1 protein-coding gene and 1 pseudogene are annotated in these 4,390 nt (G+C 74.5%); one reads left to right on the top strand and one right to left on the bottom strand.

The annotated features are described in order from the left end of the window. Positions 1-2,382: HAD-IC family P-type ATPase (locus AOK16_RS16990; RefSeq protein WP_055473090.1), on the top strand; the 2,382-nt coding region annotated here is incomplete at its 5' end. Between the two features lie 177 nt (positions 2,383-2,559). Here AOK16_RS16990 and AOK16_RS16985 read toward each other — a convergent pair. Further along, a pseudogene (locus AOK16_RS16985) lies at positions 2,560-4,390 on the bottom strand (sacsin N-terminal ATP-binding-like domain-containing protein); the annotation flags it as partial.

Genomic DNA, 4,390 nt, shown 5'->3' with positions numbered 1-4,390 from the left:
ACGGTCGGGGAGATCGTCCGGGGCAACGTCTTCACCCGCTTCAACGCGATCATCGGCGGCCTCTTCCTGATCATCCTCGTCGTCGGCCCGATCCAGGACGGCCTGTTCGGGTTCGTGATCGTGGCCAACACGGCGATCGGGATCTTCCAGGAGTGGCGGGCCAAGCGGACGCTCGACAGCCTCGCCGTGATCGGCGAGGCGAGGCCGACCGTGCGCCGCGACGGCGCGGCCACCGAGATCGCCACGTCCGAGATCGTGCTCGGCGACCTCGTGGAGCTCGGCCCCGGCGACAAGGCCGTCGTCGACGGGGAGGTCATCGAGGCCGACGGCCTGGAGATCGACGAGTCGCTGCTGACCGGCGAGGCCGACCCCGTACTGAAGAAGCCCGGCGACCCGGTGCTGTCCGGCAGCTTCGTCGTCGCGGGCGGCGGGGCCTTCACGGCCACCAAGGTCGGCCGCGCGGCCTACGCCGCCCAACTCGCCGAGGAGGCGACCCGCTTCACCCTCGTCCACTCCGAACTGCGCAACGGCATCAACGAGATCCTCAAGTACGTGACGTGGATGATGGTGCCGACCGCGATCGGCCTCATCGTGAGCCAGTCCGTCGTCGAGGACCACGACTGGCGGGAGGCCGTACGGCGCATGGTGGCCGGGATCGTGCCCATGGTCCCGGAGGGGCTCGTGCTGCTGACCTCCGTGGCCTTCGCGATCGGCGTCATCCGCCTCGGCCGCAGGCAGTGCCTCGTACAGGAGCTGCCCGCGATCGAGGGGCTCGCGCGGGTGGACGTGGTCTGCCTTGACAAGACCGGCACGCTCACCGAGGGCGGCATGGACGTGTCCGAACTGCGGCCCCTGGACGGCTCGGACGCGGCGTACGTACGGCGGGTGCTCGGCGCGCTCGGCGGCTCCGACCCGCGGCCGAACGCCAGCCTCCAGGCGATCATCAAGGCCTACCCGGACGGCGGGAACGGCCCCACGGCGGACGGGGACGGAGACAGGGACGGGGGCGGCCGAGGGTGCCGCGAGTTCGCCGAGCATGGCGCCGCCCCGCGCGATCTCGGCACGGCTCACTCGGACGCCCCCGACGGCGGGCCGTGGGAGTGCACCCGCACGCTGCCCTTCTCCTCCGCCCGCAAGTACAGCGGCGCCACCTTCCGCGCGCCGGACGGCGCGGACCGCACCTGGCTGCTCGGCGCGCCGGACGTGCTGCTGCCCGCCGGCGACCCCGCCCTCGCCGACGCCGACCGCCTCGGCGCCGAGGGCCTGCGCGTCCTGCTGCTCGCCCGCGCCGAGCGGGAGTTGGACGATCCGGACGTGGCCCGCGGCATACGTCCCACCGCCCTGGTCGTCCTGGAGCAGCGGCTCCGCTCGGACGCCGCGCGCACCCTGCGCTACTTCGCCGAGCAGGATGTCGCCGCGAAGGTGATCTCCGGCGACAACGCGGTCTCGGTCGGGGCGGTCGCCGCCAAGCTGGGCCTGCCCGGCGCGGGCGCGCCCGTGGACGCGCGGGCGCTGCCCGCCGAGCGGGACGCAATGGCCGAAGGGCTCGACGCGGGCACGGTGTTCGGCCGGGTCACCCCGCGCCAGAAGCGGGACATGGTCGGCGCGCTGAAGTCCCGCGGGCACACGGTCGCGATGACCGGCGACGGCGTCAACGACGTACTCGCCCTGAAGGACGCGGACATCGGCGTCGCGATGGGCTCGGGCTCGGAGGCGACGCGGGCGGTCGCGCAGATCGTGCTGCTGAACAACTCCTTCGCGACGCTGCCTTCGGTGGTGGCGGAGGGGCGCCGCGTGATCGGCAACATCACGCGCGTGGCGACGCTGTTCCTCACCAAGACCGTCTACTCGGTGTTGCTGGCGATCCTGGTGGTCTGCTCCCAGGTCCCCTACCCCTTCCTCCCTCGGCATCTGACCCTGCTCTCCACCCTCACCATCGGCGTCCCGGCCTTCTTCCTGGCGCTGGCGCCCAACACCGAGCGCGCGCGGCCGCACTTCGTACGCCGGGTGATGCGGTACGCGGTCCCGGCGGGCCTCATCGCGGGCGCCGCCACCTTCGCCACGTACCTGCTGGCCCGGCAGCACTACGGCGGGCGGGGCGCGCTCACGGCGGAGACCAGCGCGGCGACGCTGACGCTGTTCCTCATCGCCCTGTGGGTGCTGGCGATCATCGCGCGGCCGTACACGTGGTGGCGGATCGGGCTCGTCCTGGCGATGGGCCTCGGCTTCCTGGTCGTGCTCGCCACGCCCTGGCTCCAGCGCTTCTTCGACCTGCGGCTGGTCGGGACGGCCATGCCGTGGACGGCCGTCGGGATCGCGGCGGCCGCCTCGGCCGCGCTGGAGTGGACGTGGCGCGTGACGCGCCGCCGCGATCCCGCCTGACGACCTACCGGCCGGACTCCCCCGGCGCCCCCCTGGCCGAACCAGCGGCTCAGGGCACCCTGAACGTCTACTGGTCGAACCAGCGGTCCAGGGCCCCTGATGACACCCTGATCGAACCAGCTGTCCAGGGCTCCTGATGGCCCCCTGGCCGAACGAGTGGCCCAGCGCACCTGACGTCTACTGGTCGAACCAGCGGTCCCGCGCCAACTCCCCTGTGCGGGACGGGTCCTCCAGCAGAGCGGCGACCTCGAAGCGGCGCGGCCACTGGTCCGCGGCCCAGGCCAGGCCCGCCGCCACGCCCTCGACCGTCGCCGCGTGCACGACGCCGTCCGGGGTCCGGCGCCAGTCCGCCTCGACACCGTCGACGGCCAGCTCCTCGTACTCGACGTAGGTCGCGGGCGTCGACGGGCCGAGGAGAGTGCGAACGGGGTCCGGGACCTCGTATGTCTCGCCGGGCTCGCCGGAGGTGATCCGGCCCTCGCAGGCCTCGCTCAGGCGCCGCACCTGGAGCAGCTCCGCCAGGTCGGCCGCGCGGCGGGGGCTTACGGGCAGCAGGGCACGTCCCGCGGCGAGCGGGAGGAGGTCGGGGGTGTCGGCGACGAGCGCGTCGGTCGCGTCCACGACCCGCACCTCGCCGTCCACGACCGCCCGCAGCTCGTCGGGCAGGGTGACCTGCTCGGGCTCGAGCTCGGCCAACTGGCCGTAGATTGCGTGCAGTTGTGCGGGTTCGACCGTGCGGTCGGGGTCGGCGAGGCGGGAGAGGAGCTCGGCCGCGCCGCCGGGCTCGTCCAGCAGCGCCGCGACGGAGGTGCGCACGCCGAGCGCGCGCAGCACCGGCTCGTCGTCGAAGCCCTGCGCGTCGGCGGGCTCGTACAGCCCGGTGAGCAGCGGGTCGCCGCCCGCGGCCCGCAGCCCGGCCGGGTGCCGCCCGCCGAGCACGGGCTGGCCGCGCAACCACCAGGCGGCGTACGGGCGTACGGTCTCGGTGGTGCCGTCCGGGAGCAGCACCCGCACGTTCCGGGTGAGCGCGTCGCGCAGCGGCGGGCGGGCGAGCAGCGCGAGCGCCTGCGGCCAGGCGTCGTCGTCGACCAGGTCCAGGTCCCTTACGGCAATGACCTCGGTGGCGACCGGCGGTACGGGCGTGTCGGGCAGCCGGTCGAGCACGTCCTCGCACCAGACGTCGACGGCGTCGCACAGCCCGATGTCGTCCGGCTCGGCGAAGTCGCCCTCGCGGGGGTCGAGTTCGTCGGGGTCGAGGACGACGTCGGTGGCGCGGACGAGCGCGAAATCCGCCAGCACGCCGACCGCGGTGAGCGGCTGCGCGCCCCACCGCTCGGCCAGCTCCGCGTCACAGGTGCCCAGCTCGCCTTCCCGGACGACCTGCTCGAACACGCTTCCCGGCAGGACGAGTTCGCCCGCCGGTGCCGGCTCGCCCTCGTCGTCGGGCAGGGCGAGCGCGGCGAGCCACGGCTCGTCGCCGGGCTCCAGCCGCGCGTCCCGCACGAGCCCGAGCACGGCCTCGGCCAGTTCCTCGGCGTCGAGCGCGTCCGCGTCCTCGTCCCAGATCTCCCCGATGTCGAGGGACCCGGCGACGGCGGCGCGCACCTGCGGCGTGGTGAGCACGGCCCGCGGCGTGGCCGGGGTGGCGCCAAGCCTCTCCAGTAGGGGGTGCACGGCGTCGGGGTGCGCGACCTTGAGGCCGAGGCGGGCGAGGGTGGCCGCATGCGCCGCGGGACGCCCGGGGTGCCTGTCGTCTCCGTCTTCGGCTGCGGCAGCGGTGGGCGCCGGCGTCCGGGAGGTGTCAGCGGTGGCCGGGGCGCCTGGCAGCACGGGCTCCCCGAGCCCCTGGCCGTCGTCGGGCAACGGCAGCAGGACCTGGCGCGGGCCGATGGTGGTACGGCCGTCGGCGAGCGGTACGGGCAGACCGCTGAGGCGGTCGGGGTCGACGCCGGACAGCGAGTCGTACAGCCGCCGCCACCAGGCGGGGTCGCGCTCGACCCCGACCGCC

Source organism: Streptomyces pathocidini (assembly GCF_001418495.1).
Taxonomy (GTDB): domain Bacteria; phylum Actinomycetota; class Actinomycetes; order Streptomycetales; family Streptomycetaceae; genus Streptomyces; species Streptomyces pathocidini.
This window is presented reverse-complemented; position numbering and strand designations above follow the sequence as displayed.